Origin of the sequence: Brevibacterium sp. HMSC24B04 (assembly GCF_001806835.1) — a bacterium.
GTDB classification, from domain to species: Bacteria; Actinomycetota; Actinomycetes; order Actinomycetales; family Brevibacteriaceae; genus Brevibacterium; species Brevibacterium ravenspurgense.
Genome location: NZ_KV786087.1, coordinates 38,043 through 52,864 on the forward strand (window position 1 = coordinate 38,043; position 14,822 = coordinate 52,864).

Genomic DNA, 14,822 nt, shown 5'->3' on the forward strand with positions numbered 1-14,822 from the left:
TTTCAGCCCCTGCTCGCGTCGTCTGCAGCGGTCTGCAGGCCGGTGCCGGGGAAGTCGAAGAAGCGAATCTTCGGGGCTGTCATTCACGTTTCCACAGCAGCCGCCGTCGTTCAACAGACTGCGAGTCAAAGGAATCTCACTGTTCCTTGGCCGTTTCCCGACCGTCCGAAACAGGAAAAACCGGGCAGGCACCTCGTGCTTGTCGTCCCTGTCCTATAGAGGTCCTAAAAACAGCCCGACTCGAGCCCATCGCGGCGCCTCGGTCGGCCACCCAGCCACGCTTCAGCAACAAAAACTCCCCTTAGCAGTGGTGGTTAAAGCGCAGATCCCGGCTACCGGGAGTTTCCTTGCGGCTAAGCCGCAGAATCCGGCTAACGGGTGTTTCCGTGCGCCACACCCGGCACCGCCCACCCCAAACAGAAAACCCCGACAGTTCTAGGAACTGCCGGGGTGTCCAGCGGTGAGTGTGGGATTTGAACCCACGGAGCCCGTGAGGACTCAACGGTTTTCAAGACCGTCACATTCGGCCGCTCTGTCAACTCACCTGATGCGCACAGCGCCACACCATTGTGCCACACGAAGGTGAAACGCTCGCGAGGTGCCGCCCCTCGCCAACTGTTAACCGCCAGCCGCCGCTTGCCAAGCTTCAGCTCCAACAACCAACAGTCACGCGCCGCTGACAACCCTACTGGCTGACGCGAGTCCAGTAGGCCTTCTGCAGGTCCTCGTCCAGAGGCTTGCCGTCGGTCAGCGCCCATTTGCTGGGCCGCTCAGCATTGCCGGCTTTCGAATCGACGAACACAACATCGCCGTGTTCCTCAACGTGGCGCACCAGGAGCAGGGGCAGTTCGGTCATGTCGACGGGATCTGCGGTCTGCTGCTCTGTCGGCTCCTCACTGGGGTCTGCGGATTCCGAGGCGCCGGGAGTCTGTTCGGCTCCCGCACCTTCCGACGGCTCAGCTACCTCGCTGGCTCCCTCGTCAGCCGCTTCCTCTGCCGCTTCCGAGGTACTACTCGCTTCCTCGGTCCCTTCAGCTTCACTGCTCGGTTCAGCTTCCGGTGCTGGTGTTCGCTTGTCGGCATTGAACAGCGCAGCTCCCGCACCCTTCGGAGCCCCAGCGGAGGCGGTTGGAATTTCAAGGTCTTCCACGGCTTCCATCAGCCGACTGCTGGGCTCGACATCTGCCAACTTCTTCCAGTCTTCCAGCGGTTTGAGCCCGGAGTGGGTGTAGCTGCTTGCCGTGGGTGCGCCCGTGGCGAAGTCCAGTTGGACCATCTGGTCGTCCCGTGTGAGCACGATCGCGCGGGTTTCGTTCCCGGCGAACTCAACGCTGAAGACTTCTTTCACTTCGTAGTATTCGAGCGCTGTGACCAGCTGAGTTCCGGAGTGTTCAGACATTGCTTCGACTGCCGGCATGGTGTTCAGCAGCTTTTCGGCTTCGTCTGTTTGGGCGATTTTCGGTACGGCCCCATCAGCACTGGGCACGCCGAGGATGCGTTCGGCGGCGAGGTTCCACACGACGGTTCCCGAGCCTTCACCGAACCCTTCGCCGGAGGTCGCCACTCGCAGCGTGGCCGACGGGCCGGCATCGCGGCCGTTGAAATGTCCGTAGTCCTGTTCAATCGACAGCGCGCGGATTCGGTCTGCCTGGTCGATGACGTTCAGGGTTTTGTCTGCCGCGGCTGCAAAAGCGTCAGCGCTGAGGTCGGCGGCAGGGACACGCGCGGCATCGGCCGGGGCGCTGCCTCCCCGCTTCTTTTCGGGTTCGCCGGTTTCGCTGAACATCAGGGTGGTGAGTTTGCCGTCTTCTTCGAAGACCTGCGCGGTGGCGTGTTTTTTGGTGATGACCAGCTGGTACACGTCTGCACCCTCGTCCTGGAGAGCGCTGACGATCCGCCCCGCCTGTTCGGCATTGAGGAAATCAGCTTCGGTCTGCTGTTCCTGGGATGGTGCGGCGTCGTCTTCACACGCGCGAATGCCGACGGCGGCTATGAGCAGTGCCGCAGCGACGGCACTGATAGCAAGGATTGACTTGCGCGTTCCCCTCTGGGTCGGTTCAGCACTGCCCGTGCGAGGACTGTCGCTTGTGTCGTGAGTTTCCGGCACCGGTGTCTGCTTCCTTGGCTGCGTGCGCTGAGTCAAGCGGGAGCAAACCCGCTGACACCAAGTCTATCGAAGCACCTCTGCGCGCTTCCGTTCACCGCACTGCTTTTAGGTCACACCCGCGTGAGGACCGCGCGGCACTGTCAGTTGTTGCGCGCTGATTTCGGCTGTGCGGGCGGCTGTTCCTCTTCTTCGGTTTCGTCGCCGTAGTCGCCGTCTTCTTCGTGGAGCGTGTAGTCGCCGATGACCAGCCCACCCAGGCCTCCGCCCGCGGATGCGGGCTGGGGTTCGGCTTCTGCAGAATCTGACGAGGTGCCGATGGGCTTTTCTGCCTTCTGTTCGGCAGGGCTGTCGGCCTGTGCGCCTGCCGTGCTGTCCGGTTCGGCGGCGGGCTCGCTGGGCTCGGGCTGCGCCTGCGGTTCAGTCGTTTCGGCAGCCTTTTCGGCAGCTTGTGTTTCAGCCTTCTCCTGGGCTTTTTTGGCCTTCTTGGACTTCTTGGGCTTCTTCTTCGGTTCGTCCGGCTGTGGGATCTGCAGTTCGGCCCGCTGTGCAAAGTCTTCAGCGCTGACCTTGTCACCGGGAACAGCCCAGGCCGATGCCTGCGCTGCGTCGCCCTCAGATCCGGCGTCCGCAACATCCGCGCGGCTTGCCCCATCCGCGCTGCCTGCAGCATCTGCGGCAGGCTGCGTCTTCTTCACGGGAGCGGCAGTGCCGTCCAGACCGAAAGCCCTTCCGCCTTCGTGCTTCCTGTCAGCCTTCTTGCCGACGTTCTTGCCAGCCGGGGCCTGCGCTTCTTCCGACGCCTGTTTTTCTTCCGGAGCCTCAGCGCGCGGGGTCTTTGTGACCTTCGTCGGTTCGATCGGACCGCTACGGTGTGCTGCCGTACCGCGCGGAGTAGCCTTCGGCGGACGCCCGCGCAGCGCAAGGGTCAGTGCGGCAAGCGGCACGGTGAGCCATGCCGGACGGTTGCGCAGCTCCGTGACCACCTCGACCAGCAGTCGGTCGATGAGCACTGCCCGCAGAATCGGGTCGTCCAGGGTGACAGCACCCTCGACAGCGCGGGAGTAGCCGGTCAGAAGGGAGTTCTGTGCCCGATTCGACCATTCGAACTCCGGCGAGTCCGTGACTTCGCGCAGCTGGTCAGGTGACAGACCGGAGATGAGCGGCGCCTCGTCAGCTTCGAGAGCGCCCGTGCGCTTGAGCCGCGCGTAGCCGGCGGCGTAGTCCAGGGAGCGCAGCAGCGCGACCAGGTCAAAAGCGGGAGGTTTGGGTTCGGCGGTCTGCCCGTCGCCGCCCTCGGCGAAGTTGCGCACCCGGGGGCCAGCGCCGGACGTCATGATGACATTGCCCAAGGTGAGGTCGCCGTGAATACGCTGCAGACCACCCACGGAATCGAGGCCGGCCAGCCATTCGCGGTGCCGTTTGAGGTCGCCGCGCAGCGGTTCGAGCGTCAGCGGTGAGCGTTCAAATGCCCAGTCGATGCGCTCCTGCCACTTCTTGATCCACGCGCTTGTGGCATCAGCCGATTCCACAATGCCGAAGATGCCGGCGAGGTCGCCGTGCAGTTCGCCGATGCGCGAACCGATCGCTCCGGCCGTGTCAACGAAGCTGGCGGTCGAACCGGAGTCAACCTCGAGTGCCGACCGGACGGCCTGCGCCCACGCGGTGTCAGCTTCAGCTTCGCCGCTGGTCAGCATGAGGGTGGGAAGTTCACAGGTCTCCAGGCCGTAGCCGTCGAACCACCGACCGGACATCCAGCCGGCAACGTTTGGAACAGCGGCAGAATCGGCCTTTGTCAGCGCCACCGGCATGTGCAGCGCGGCGGCAGTGGCTGCGTTGAGCACGCGGAAGATCGTGAGCACCGAACGGCTCAGGCCGCGGTCAATGACGACGTTCGTGACGTTAGCGCGGTCCGAAACCGTGACCTGCGCTGAGCTGAGAGCCTCCGCGACGGCGACCGATGAGCTCAGATCGTCGACTTCGACAGCCTGGGGGCTCACGCGGTGCGCGTTGACCTGGTTGCCGGGAAAGCTGCGGCCGGCGGCAATCGCGCCGACCATCGTGAGGACATAGGCGGGGTCCGCCGCGGCGTCGTACACCCACACCCGGCCAAGGGTCAGATCGTCAATGCGGCCGATGAGGTGCGAGCGCAGGCTGAGCTCTTCTTCGGTCCTGTACGTCAGAGGGATGTTGAGGCGGAACACCTGTTCCGCACCACCCGGTGTGGTGCTGCCGACGGCGATGACCGATTCGTAGCCGTACACCTGACCGCCGCTGGGCAGGTCCAGGTGGAACACCTCGACCGAAGACATCGGGGTGACATCCGGGGAGGACGCGAGCACACGGCCGAGAACCCCCTGCTGCCTCGGAAACCACGACTGCCGGGGCAGCCATTCCGAAAGCAGGTGCTCAAGCTCGCTGCTGATCGCCACTGTATGTTCTCCTCACCAGGATGGACTGACCCTCCCACTGTATCGGCCAGCCCCCATATTTCAGTGATATGACGCGGGAAGTTGCCGTCCCGTCAGCTAAAGGTCGAGAATGAAAACGTGTTAATAGACGGCAAGAAACCCCAGGTGCCCCCAACAGCTGCTGAAATCCGTGAGGCCGCCTCGCGAATTCAGCCGAAAGTGGTTTCGACGCCCCTGCACATTTCCGAGCGGCTGTCGGCCGCGACGGGAGCCACCGTCTACCTCAAGCGCGAAGACCTGCAGGCTGTCCGCTCCTACAAGGTGCGCGGCGCGTTCAACTTCATGCTTCAGCTGACCCCAGAAGAACGGGCCCGCGGTGTTGTCGCTGCGTCGGCCGGCAATCACGCGCAGGGCTTCGCCCAGGCGTGCAACGACCTGGGCATTGACGGGCGGATCATCGTTCCGCGCACCACCCCGCAGCAGAAGATCCAGCGCATCCGCCATTTCGGCGGCGAGCGCGTGACGGTCGTGATCGAAGGCTCCACCTACGACGATTCCTCAGCGCTGGCCAAGCGCTACGCCGAACGGACCGGCGCTCTCATGGTGTCCGCTTTTGACCACCCGCGCACAATTGCCGGACAGGGCACGATCGGCGTTGAGATCCGCGATCAGCTGGGCTACGACCCCGATTACATCGTCGTGCCGATCGGCGGCGGCGGAGTTCTGGCAGGCATTGCCGAATACGCTCGCGAAGCCATGCCCAACACCAAGGTCATCGGTATGGAGCCGGCGGGCGCTGCTTCCATGATCGCTGCGTGCTCCGCGGGCAAACCTGTTGAGCTTCCCGAAATCGACTCCTTTGCTGACGGCGCCGCTGTGCGCCGGGCCGGTGATGTCACGTACCAGATGATCTCCGGCATGGACCTTGAACTGCACACGGTTCCGGAGGGCCGGATCGCGAAGGAAATGCTCGACCTCTACCAGGTGGACGGCATCATCGCTGAACCCGCCGGTGCGATTGCATCGGCTTCCATCGGGCCGGAGGGGACCTTCGCCCCGCTCGAAGTTCCCGCGGGTTCGTCTATCGTGTGTGTTCTCACCGGCGGCAACAACGACATTTCCCGCTACTCGGAGATCCTTGAGCGCTCACTCGTGTGGGAGGGGCTCAAGCACTACTTCATTGTGAACTTCCCGCAGGAACCGGGAGCTCTTCGCCGGTTCCTCGACGAGGTTCTGGGCCCGGATGACGATGTCGCCCTGTTTGAGTACATGAAGCGCTCCGGGCGCGAAACCGGTCCCGCTTTTGTCGGCATCACGCTGGGCAATGCGGCTGACCTGCCCGGTCTGCTGCAGAGGATGGACGAATCTCCTCTCGAGATCGAGAAAGTCGGCGAGGACTCGCCTCTGTTCCACATGTTCGTCTGAGTTCGGCAAAGCCCCGGTCTGGCCTGCTGCCGGGCCGGGGCTTTGCTGTGTCTCGGGTGTGCGGGCTGCCCCGCGCGGACGAGGTGCCGGGCCGTTATGGTGACGGGCTCGACACCTCCGAGGTGCTGGGCTCAGGCTTGTGTCAGTGCCGGCCGATAGGCTGGCCCCATGGCAGAAGTGACGACGATGCGCGCGGTGACAATCCCCGAACCCGGTGGGCGCGATGCCCTGCAAGTTGAGGCCGTAGCCATTCCGAAATGCCCGCCCGGGCACGCACTTGTGCGGGTAGCTGCGGCCGGGGTCAATCGGGCCGACATCGTGCAGCGCGAAGGAAACTACAGTCCTCCTGCGGGGGCCACGCAGATTCCCGGCCTGGAAGTCGCCGGCACCGTTGTTTCCGTCAACCGGGCAGAAGGCGCTGAACCCGCGGAAGGCAGTCCTGCGGGAGTACAGGTCGGCGATCGTGTGGCGGCTCTGCTCACCGGCGGCGGCTACGCCGAATACGTGCCCGTTCCCGTCGGCCAGCTGATGCCCGTCCCCGCTGTCACCGACCCCAGCAGCGGCGCCGAGCGTCCCATGACGTTTGCCGAAGCAGCCGCTTTGCCGGAAGTCATGGCCACCGTGTACTCCAACCTGTTCACCACCGCGCGTCTGCAGCCGGGCGAATGGGTGCTCATCCACGGCGGCGGCTCTGGCATCGGCACCGCGGCCATCCAAATGGCCAAAGCCCACGGAGCAAAAACAGCCGTGACGGTCGGCAGTGAGCGCAAAGCCGAATTCTGCCGTGAACTGGGTGCGGACGCCGTCATCAACTACCGCGAAGAAGACTTCGTTGACCGCATCAAGCAGATCACGGGGGACGCCCAGCAGCCCGACTCCCCCAATTTCTTCGGACTTCCGCGGGATGCCAGCCGCAGGCCCGGCGCGGACGTCATCCTCGACATCATGGGTGCGGCCTACCTTGAGAGAAACACGGAAGCCCTGACGCGCGACGGCCGGCTGGTGATCATCAGCCTGCAGGGCGGGGCAAAAGCCGAACTCAACCTGGGCCGGCTCATGGTGCGCAGACAAACGGTCATCGCCACGACCCTGCGTGCCCGTTCGGAAGAACAGAAAGCAGCCGTCGTTGCAGGCCTTCTGAAAGACTTCTGGCCACACCTGGCAAGCGGTCGCATCACCCCGGTGGTGTACCGGGAACTTCCCATTGACGACGTCGCCGAAGCCCACCGTCTGCTGGAAGACGGCGAAGCAGTCGGCAAAGTAATCCTCAAGGTAGGTGCGCATGACTGACGCGAACAACACAGCTGAAACCCCCATCGAATCCGAAGAAGAACAGCTGCCCACCGCCGGCGCAGCCCAGTCGCAGGATCAGGCAGCCCCAGACCAGCTGGATGACCCGCGGGAGCCCGGCGGCGCCTCGGACGCTGGGGACGCTGCTGACAGCGGCACGGAAGGCAGTGCAGAAGGCAGTTCTGACAGCGGCGCGGGCGAAAGCGCGGAAGGTGATGAGGAAACCCCCGACGTCACCGACCCGTCCCGGGTTCTGCGCATCGGCAACACGCTGAACCGGCTGTTGGAAGACCTGCGCGGCACTGACGATCTCGATGCCGCCGGACGCAAGAGGCTCAGCCGCATCCACAAGGGCGTACGCGAAGACCTCGCAGAGGTTCTCAGCGACGAACTGCTCGAAGAATACGATCGCGGGGCTGCCGCTCTGCCGGTCACACCGTCGCGCGGCGAGCTGCTCATCGCCATTTCGCACGCTTCGGGGTGGATTGACGGTCTGGTGCAGAGCATCCAAACCGCCATCATGGCCCGCCAGGCCATGAGCGGCGAGGGTCAGCAGCCCGCACCCGCGGCTCAGACTGTCAGGAAGCCCGGACACACACCGGCGGGGCCGGGCAACTACCTGTAATAGGACAGCAGTGGGACTGTTTTCTTGGCTGCGGTCACGCCCGTCAGACGGTGGCGACCAGCGGGACGATTCGCTGGATGCCCGCCTGGGAACAGGCCTTTGGCGTCAGCACCGCGACCGTTTCGGCCGCGCGGTCGACAGGCTGTACGCAACCGCCGTGCAGGCCCAGAAGGAATCCCCCGGCGTCCCGGCGGTCACGGCGGTGGTCGAACTGACCCACCGACTGTCTGAACTCGACCAGCGTGCCGCCCAGATTGCCCAACAGGCACACAGCAGCTGGCCGCTGGAAGGGCTTGTTCTCCCTGCCGATGTTCGCCAGCAGGTGGGCGATCTTCCCGAACTGCTCAGCCGTGCAGCGGGGAAAGTATCCGAAGCCGCACAGGCGGCAGCTCATGTGCGCGTAGCCGCGCGGCAAGCAGCAGAGACCGCAGCCGGACCAGCGGATGCCGCTGCCGCATCGGCTGCTCGGTTCGTCGATGACGCCGAGGCTCTGATCGCCGAAGCCCAGACGCGCACAGGGGTACGGGGCACAGGGGGAAGGGAAACACCATGAGCATGCACCTGCCAGACGAACGCGCTTTGGCCGGCATCCGTCTGATCGCCACGGATGTCGACGGCACTCTGCTGGAAACCGGCACGCCCATCACCGCCCGAGTCCTCGAGGCCATTGATGCGGTTCGCGAAACAGGCGCACACGTTGTTCCCGTCACCGGCAGACCCCTGCGCTGGATGGACCCGGTAGCGGCACAGCTGCCGCAGCTTCAGTGGGCTATCTGCGCCAACGGATCTGCTGTGCTCGACATGCAGAGTGGACAGCTGGCGGCTGCCTACGGCATTGATCCCGGCCAGTTGGTTGATTTCCGCGAACGCCTGCACTCTGTTCTTCCGCAGGCAGTGCTGGCCTATGAAACTCCGGACGGGTCGTTCACGTCGCCGGGCTTCGTCCATGATTCAGCAACCGAACTGTCCGAATCAGCTGCAGTGCGGGCTCGCCTAGAAGCACCCGAAATCGCCTATGGCGAAGAAAGCACGCTCGGCACGGTGCTTAAAGTTCTTGTGCGGATTCCCGGTTCCTATGATTCCGAGGCTCTTCTGAACGCTGTCAGCCCGCTGACCAGCGGGGCTTTCCACCCCACGCATTCCAACCCGTCATCGGGTCTGATTGAACTGGCCGCCCCGGGCATCACAAAAGCGCACACTCTCGAAGTCTTTGCCGCTGACCGTGGAATCGGCTCCCCTGAAGTCGCGGCGTTCGGTGACATGCCCAATGACATTGAAATGCTCACGTGGGCCGGCGCGGGCTTTGCAATAGCCGACGGCCACCAGCAGGCACTGCAGGCCGCAGCATTCCGCGCCCCGTCGCTGGCTGACGGCGGCATTGCCCCTGTTCTCGAGGCGATTGCCCGCGCCCGCTTAGCGGAACTCGGCTGAGATTTCGTCCTTCGTCAGGTCGAAGAAGTTCACCAGCTGTTCGGCCAGACCGTCTTCTTCAACTGGGGCGGCGATGATGTCGGCGTAGGCGCCCAGCTTCTCTTTCGACTGACCCATGACGATCGCTGTGTCGACCCACTCCAGCATCTCAACGTCGTTTGAACCGTCGCCGGCGCCGATCGTGTGCTTCTGTTCAACGCCGAGGTTCACGCCCACGCGCTGAATGGCGCTGGCTTTGGAAACCCCGTCGGGCTGAATGTCCAACCAGTTCGACCAGCCGACCGAATAGGTGACCCCGTGCAGGCCGATGTTCTGGACAGACTTTTCGAATTCGGCGTTGTCGATCGTCATTTCGCGCATGACGATTCGCGTGGCGGTTTTTGTTTTGAGGTCTTCGAAGTTGGTCACTCGCAGGTCGCTGCCCACGGCGAGGTCGCCGTCGGGGAACTGCCCGGAAGACCAGCGCACCAGGTCGGTGTCTTCGACCATGTAGAGGGCTTCGGGAAGCACCGAGGACATCCGCTCGAGCGCGGGGCCGGGGTCGAAGCACTCCACGTGGTAGACGTCCCACCCTCGGTCCGATTCAGCGTCGAGTTCCACGATGACTGCCCCGTTGGAGGCGACCACGTAGCCGTGGGTGAGGCCCAGCCGGTTGGCGACATCCAGCGCCCCGTCGACGGTGCGGCCGGTGGCGATGACCACGTGGTGGCCGCGCCTGGCCACCGCACGGATGACTGCTCGGGTGTAATCCGACAGTCGGTTCTCGTAGTCGACTACTGTTCCATCGAGGTCAAGGGCGACGATGTACTCGGTCACGATCTCTCCTGTGAGTCATCCGGCTGTGGTCGGTGTGTCAGTGCCGTGGTCCTTCCGGCCCCCACGCCTTGATGCCGCCCAGGTAGGGCTGCAGTGCGGCGGGAACGTTGACCGACCCGTCTGCCTGCTGGCGGTTTTCCAGGATCGCCACGATCCAGCGGGTGTTTGCCACGGTTCCGTTGAGGGTGGCGACCGCTTCGGTCTTGCCGTCTTCACCGCGCGTGCGGATGTTCAGCCGGCGTGACTGGAATGTGGTGCAGTTCGAGGTGGAGGTCAGTTCGCGGTAGGTGTTCTGGGTGGGTACCCAGGCTTCCGTGTCGTATTTGCGCGCGGCGGAGTCGCCGAGGTCACCTGCGGCAATGTCGATCACGCGGTAGGGCAGTTCGCAGTACCCGAGCATCTTCTCCTGCAGGTCGAGCATGCGCTGGTGTTCGGCTTCGGCGTCTTCCACGTGGGTGAAGGCGAACATTTCGACCTTCTGGAACTGGTGGACGCGGATGATTCCGCGGGTGTCCTTGCCGTAGGAGCCGGCTTCGCGGCGGTAGCAGCTGGAAATGCCGCCCATGCGGATGGGACCGTCGGACAGGTCGATGATTTCGTCTTTGTAGTAGCCGGCCAGGGCCACTTCCGAGGTGCCGACCAGGTAGAGGTCGTCACGTTCCAGGAAGTAGATTTCGTCAGCGTGCTCGCCCATGAAGCCGGTGCCGGACATGATTTCGGGCTTGACGAGTGTTGGCGTGACAACCGGAGTGAAGCCGGCCTCGATGGCAGTGTCCATCGCGAGGTTGAGCAGCGCCATTTCAAGGCGTGCACCGAAGCCGGTCAGGTAGTGGAAACGGGATCCGGACACCTTGGCGCCGCGGCCGGTGTCGATTGCGGACAGCCCTTCGCCGATCTCCAGGTGGTCTTTCGGTTCGAAGCCTTCTGCTGCGAAGTCGCGGGGCGTTCCTTCACGGCGGATCTCGACGGAGTCTTCTTCACCGCCGGAGGGCACACCGTCGATGATGAGGTTCGGAACCTTCTGCACCGCGGCGGTAAAGGCCTGCTCGGCTTCCGAAGCGTCGGCTTCGAGCGACTTGACGCGTTCGGCCAGCTGTTTGGCTTCGGCTACGAGCGCCTGCTTGGCTTCGGGGTCCTTTTCCTGCGAAACCTTCTTCCCGAAGGCTTTCTGCTGGGCGCGAGCCTCTTCGAAAGCGGTCAGGCTCTGCCGGCGGGCAGAATCGGCGGACAGGACGTCATCAATCAGTTCGACGCTGCCGCCGCGGGCCCGCTGCGAGGCCTTGAATACGTCCGGGTTGTTCCTCAGCTGCACAAGATCAATCACGCCCCTAAGCTTAACCGGCCCTGTCGAACGTGCAGGTGACGGGAGTGAGAACGTCCCGATCCGCACGAACCTCACAGCCGGGGCGGCTAGACTCGCATCATGTACTTCAGCACGCAGACCGTTCTGACCATCCTGCTGATACTCGTCGTAGCTCTTATTGCCTACGCGATTGGTCACAGCGTCGGAGCACTGCGCACGCGCAGAAGCATGAAGAGCCAGACAGCCGCCGAAGTTGCCCGGGTGACAGCTGAGCAGGAGCCCAGCGGCACCTCGTCAGACAGCCAGCCCAGGTTTGCCGTGGTCTACAACCCCACAAAGCCAGAGGCCCAGGAGATCATCGCCGCCGCCCAGACCGAGGCACGCAATTCGCGGTGGGCTCAGCCGCTCATCATTCCCTCGGACGAAGAGGACGGAGGGGTCGCGGCTGCCCGGAGGGCTGTCGATGAGGGGGTCGACCTCATCATTGCCGCCGGTGGGGACGGCACTGTGCGCGCTGTTGCGCACGTGATTGCCGATACCGATGTAGCGCTCGGCTTGGTGCCGATCGGCACGGGGAACCTGCTGGCCAGGAACACCGGTCTTTTCTTTGAGAACCCGGAGTGGTCGATCAAGATCGCCATGTACGGACACGACAGGCACATTGACGTCATCCGCACGCGCACCAGCCCGCAGGCCGAACCTGATACATCCGTTGTCATGACCGGCATGGGCTATGACGCAGCGGTCATGGAGACCGTGTCGCCGGAACTCAAAGAGCGGATCGGCTGGTTGGCCTATGTTGAGGCCGGCAGCCGCCAGCTGACTGGCAACCGCACCAAAGTCAAGATGAAGTTCGACGACAAACCGGTGCAGTCGTACTCCATCCGCTCGGTGTTGGGAGCCAATGCCGGCCGCGTGCAGGGCGGCCTTGAACTGCTTCCCGGGTCGCGTCCCGATGACGGGCTCATCAATGTTCTGGTGACCACGCCGAAGAACATTGCACAGTGGGCGAGTGTTCTGCTGGCAGTGGTTGGCCGTCGAAAGCGGGGACTTGCCACCGAAATCGTCACGTGCTCGTCGGTCACCATCGAAGCTGAAGAGGAACTGGCACTGCAGCTGGATGGCGACTTTGCGGGCATGAGCGACTACTTCGAGATGAGGGTAGTTCACGCAGCTTTGACGCTGCGCACGCCCACACCGAATCAGCGTCGCCAAATGCGCTCAGCCCAGTGGAACCTGCCGGGGTAGACGGAGGCTGGCCGCGCTGACCGGTTCAGGAAGTTCACGGATCAGGGCATACGAAGAGTCAGAAGCGAAGCTGCGACCATGCTGAGGTTGTCGAGCTCTTCGTCCGAAAAGACCTTGCCGAAGATTTCTCCGACCTGGAAGTCGTGAAGCTTGTACGCAGCCGCCATTTCTTCCGTTCCTTCAGCAGTGATCCGCACAAGCTGTGAGCGCGCGTCACCAGTCTGCGTTTCTCGCGTGACGAAGCCGCGCTGCACGAGTTTGTTGACCCGGTAGGTCATGCGCGGCGGAGAAAAACCAACGGCACCGGCGAGGTCCGACATCCGCATCTGCTGATCCGGGGCGTCGTGGAGCGCAACCAGAATATAGAGGTCGACCAGATCTACTCGCGTGTTCTGCTTGAGGCTGGCGTCACAGCCCTCAACCACCCTCGACTGGAACAGGTGCCACAGTCTCCAGGCCTGCATGGTCTTGCTGCCGGAGAACATGTTGCGCCACTTGTCAACAGCGCGGATATCCCCGATACGCGATGCGATGTCATAGGGCGTGGGGCCGCCCTGACCGGCTTCCGTGTCAGCCGTATGGTCCTCCTGCACGACCATCCTCTCCGCGTCTACGCGATGTTTCATCGACCTGCCGAACTTCGCTGGTCGAACAAGCCCGAATTTTACACTGCAACCTTAAGCCGATGTAAATTCAACTTATTGTTCCCTTGCCATCGAGACAGGCAATAATCATTTGAAGTATCCCATACTCACGATGTTTGCACCTGCCCCGAGCAAGTGCACAACGGTATGGTCGTGAATATGGCTGACAACACCCCGAGCACGACAGACGATCTCCAGCTGAGGATGCTCGCCGAAGGGTTCTACCTGCAGGCACTGGATCAGGTGACACACGCCGGAATGGGCGGCCCGTCACGACTGCCCGGATGGACCCGCAAGCATGTCGCGATGCACGTCATCGCCAATGCGGATGCATTTATGCGCTTGATCGAATGGGCACGCACTGGGAATGAAAACCCCATGTACCCGTCGCGGGCCGCACGGGATGCCGAAATCGAACAGCTTGTGGCATCAACTCCAGATGGGGATGTCAGCACAATGGCCCACGAAGCTTCCGAGGAACTCACACAAGCACTCAACACGATGAACGACGACGCCTGGTCGGCGCTCGTACGCACGGGGCAGGGCGAAGAAACCGCAGCATCGTTTATTCCTTGGGCGCGCGCCCGAGAATGCTTTGTTCACGCGCTGGACCTCAACATCGGCTACACGGCACTCGACTTCCCGACAGCCGCCGCCGACCGTATTTTTGCTGAGCTTCTTGGCTACTGGAAGAAGACAGAGACCCGCGCGAACTTCCTCTTCCACGTGACCGACCGGGAAGACCTCGCCGAGTGGCGCATCGACATTCCCGGAACCGAGAAGAACGAAACTGACTTCAGTCAGCCCGTTGAGGTGACGGGCGAATTCAACGAACTGCTGCAGTACGCAATCGGCCGCGGATGGCCGGTATCAGGCAGGCAGGACGATGCGAAGGGCGGCGCCGGTGCGGCCACCCCCGAGGATCTGCCCACTCCCCCACCCTGGGTGTGACCGAACAGCGCAGCGCAGACCGTCTTTTGCCTCATTTAAATAACAATTACGCAGATTTCCGGGATTCCGGACATTCTGAAAATGAACTCTGCGTAAACACACCGCCCTCACCAGGCACTTTTTCGGCTTTTGAAATTACTTTCGCGTACTCACTCAGAGAGCTTGCGGGCGCGGTTCAGCGGTTTTTAGGCTCATGTGGACCTTTTGATCGGCACCTGTTGCCGTTAGCACCGTATGACTCGAAGGATCGCAGTGAAGAAGAACATCCTCGCTCCAGCCGTGGCTCTGTCGCTTGGACTGACCGGCTCGCTCGGAGCAATTGCAGCACCCGCATTCGCAGACGACAACGCAGAGAAGACCCAGACGCTCAAGTCCGCAGACGCCGGCAGCGAAGGCGACGCCCAGAAGCCCGACGGCAAGGAGGGCGACGGCCAGAAGCCCAGCGAAGGCGCAGGCGGCGACAAGACCGATGGCAAGGGAGGCGACGGCCAGCAGTCCGACGGCAAGGAAGTCTACGAACCGAAAGTCACCCTCTCCAACGACAAGCTGACTGCGTCGGAATACAGCAGTGACG

The 14,822-nt window shown here is 63.1% G+C and carries 13 protein-coding genes and 1 tRNA gene; 8 read left to right on the forward strand and 6 right to left on the reverse strand.

All coding sequences use genetic code 11. The features are described 5' to 3' along the window. Nucleotides 1-458 precede the first annotated feature (458 nt). From HMPREF3092_RS11325 to HMPREF3092_RS04960, 3 genes are all read right to left on the reverse strand, one after another. Nucleotides 459-545 (reverse strand) — tRNA-Ser (locus HMPREF3092_RS11325). Nucleotides 546-685: 140 nt separating this feature from the next. Further along, the gene (locus tag HMPREF3092_RS04955; protein WP_070424037.1) at nucleotides 686-2,107 is read right to left on the reverse strand and encodes a hypothetical protein; all 1,422 of its coding nucleotides are present in this window, start codon (nucleotides 2,105-2,107) and stop codon (nucleotides 686-688) included. Between the two features lie 140 nt (nucleotides 2,108-2,247). Further along, on the reverse strand, nucleotides 2,248-4,536 hold the full coding sequence (locus HMPREF3092_RS04960; RefSeq protein ID WP_070424038.1) for a maltokinase N-terminal cap-like domain-containing protein: 2,289 nt from the start codon (nucleotides 4,534-4,536) through the stop codon (nucleotides 2,248-2,250). 117 nt (nucleotides 4,537-4,653) lie between these two features. Between HMPREF3092_RS04960 and ilvA the strand changes: the two genes are divergently transcribed. The 5 genes from ilvA (at nucleotide 4,654) to HMPREF3092_RS04985 (ending at nucleotide 9,286) form a co-directional block, all read left to right on the forward strand. Next, nucleotides 4,654-5,940, forward strand: coding sequence for a threonine ammonia-lyase IlvA (gene ilvA / locus HMPREF3092_RS04965; RefSeq protein ID WP_019174392.1), 1,287 nt, complete (start codon nucleotides 4,654-4,656; stop codon nucleotides 5,938-5,940). Between the two features lie 168 nt (nucleotides 5,941-6,108). Next, the gene (locus HMPREF3092_RS04970) at nucleotides 6,109-7,230 is read left to right on the forward strand and encodes an NAD(P)H-quinone oxidoreductase (protein WP_141737956.1); all 1,122 of its coding nucleotides are present in this window, start codon (nucleotides 6,109-6,111) and stop codon (nucleotides 7,228-7,230) included. After that, the gene (locus tag HMPREF3092_RS04975; RefSeq protein WP_070424039.1) at nucleotides 7,223-7,855 is read left to right on the forward strand and encodes a proteasome activator; all 633 of its coding nucleotides are present in this window, start codon (nucleotides 7,223-7,225) and stop codon (nucleotides 7,853-7,855) included. The genes HMPREF3092_RS04970 and HMPREF3092_RS04975 overlap by 8 nt, the downstream gene beginning before the upstream one ends. 10 nt (nucleotides 7,856-7,865) lie before the next feature. Continuing rightward, on the forward strand, nucleotides 7,866-8,408 hold the full coding sequence (locus HMPREF3092_RS04980) for a hypothetical protein (RefSeq protein WP_176745696.1): 543 nt from the start codon (nucleotides 7,866-7,868) through the stop codon (nucleotides 8,406-8,408). Then, nucleotides 8,405-9,286 (forward strand): HAD family hydrolase, encoded by an 882-nt coding sequence (locus HMPREF3092_RS04985; RefSeq protein WP_083274263.1) that lies wholly within the window; start codon nucleotides 8,405-8,407, stop codon nucleotides 9,284-9,286. Before HMPREF3092_RS04980 ends, HMPREF3092_RS04985 begins: the two co-directional genes overlap by 4 nt. Here HMPREF3092_RS04985 and HMPREF3092_RS04990 read toward each other — a convergent pair. Both HMPREF3092_RS04990 and serS read right to left on the reverse strand, forming a co-directional pair. Next, nucleotides 9,269-10,102 carry an HAD family hydrolase gene (locus HMPREF3092_RS04990; protein ID WP_061944942.1) on the reverse strand — a complete coding sequence of 278 codons (834 nt, stop codon included), beginning with the start codon at nucleotides 10,100-10,102 and terminating at the stop codon, nucleotides 9,269-9,271. The two genes, HMPREF3092_RS04985 and HMPREF3092_RS04990, sit on opposite strands and share 18 nt — an antisense overlap. Before the next feature lie 37 nt (nucleotides 10,103-10,139). Next, nucleotides 10,140-11,426, reverse strand: a complete 1,287-nt coding sequence (serS, locus tag HMPREF3092_RS04995) for a serine--tRNA ligase (protein ID WP_070424040.1) — start codon at nucleotides 11,424-11,426, stop codon at nucleotides 10,140-10,142. A gap of 99 nt (nucleotides 11,427-11,525) precedes the next feature. Between serS and HMPREF3092_RS05000 the strand changes: the two genes are divergently transcribed. Further along, nucleotides 11,526-12,653: a diacylglycerol/lipid kinase family protein gene (locus HMPREF3092_RS05000; RefSeq protein ID WP_083274264.1), complete on the forward strand. Its 1,128-nt coding sequence runs from the start codon at nucleotides 11,526-11,528 to the stop codon at nucleotides 12,651-12,653. Between the two features lie 41 nt (nucleotides 12,654-12,694). Here HMPREF3092_RS05000 and HMPREF3092_RS05005 read toward each other — a convergent pair whose 3' ends face one another. Continuing rightward, nucleotides 12,695-13,246 carry a MarR family winged helix-turn-helix transcriptional regulator gene (locus HMPREF3092_RS05005; protein WP_176745697.1) on the reverse strand — a complete coding sequence of 184 codons (552 nt, stop codon included), beginning with the start codon at nucleotides 13,244-13,246 and terminating at the stop codon, nucleotides 12,695-12,697. 210 nt (nucleotides 13,247-13,456) lie between these two features. On the opposite strand from HMPREF3092_RS05005, the gene HMPREF3092_RS05010 reads away from it, so the two are divergent. Beyond that, complete coding sequence (locus HMPREF3092_RS05010) at nucleotides 13,457-14,248, forward strand: maleylpyruvate isomerase family mycothiol-dependent enzyme (RefSeq protein ID WP_070424145.1); 792 nt, start codon at nucleotides 13,457-13,459, stop codon at nucleotides 14,246-14,248. 252 nt (nucleotides 14,249-14,500) lie between these two features. Continuing rightward, a partial coding sequence (locus HMPREF3092_RS05015; protein WP_218079007.1) for a hypothetical protein occupies nucleotides 14,501-14,822 on the forward strand: 322 nt, incomplete at its 3' end.